The sequence below is a fragment of the Pseudomonas sp. SIMBA_067 genome, from assembly GCF_046534675.1.
Classification (GTDB): Bacteria; Pseudomonadota; Gammaproteobacteria; order Pseudomonadales; family Pseudomonadaceae; genus Aquipseudomonas; species Aquipseudomonas putida.
This window is the reverse complement of record NZ_JAWRYH010001028.1, coordinates 1-248: the sequence shown is the minus strand read 5'-3', so window position 1 is coordinate 248 and position 248 is coordinate 1. Positions and strand designations below refer to the sequence as shown.

General features: G+C 63.3%; 1 protein-coding gene. It reads right to left on the bottom strand.

The genetic code is table 11. From position 1 onward, the window contains the following. The coding region (locus tag SB765_RS32330; protein ID WP_410932854.1) for an FUSC family protein at positions 1–248 on the bottom strand (248 nt) is incomplete at both ends.

The window sequence follows — 248 nt, the reverse complement described above, 5'->3', positions numbered from 1 at the left end:
CGGCAGGGTATAACCGGCCAGCATCAGCACGTAGTTGTTGGCCGTACGCAGGTTCAGCGAAAGGAACAACAAGGTGCCCGTCCACAAGGCAATGGCGATGCTGAGCAACAACGGCGACTGCACCAGTGGCGGCACCAGGAAAATCGCGCCACCGGCCCCCAACAGTGTGCCCACGGCGCGGTACAGGGCCTTGGAACTGGTCGGGCCGACGAACGGGCTAGAGACGATGTACACCGTGGCCATCGCCC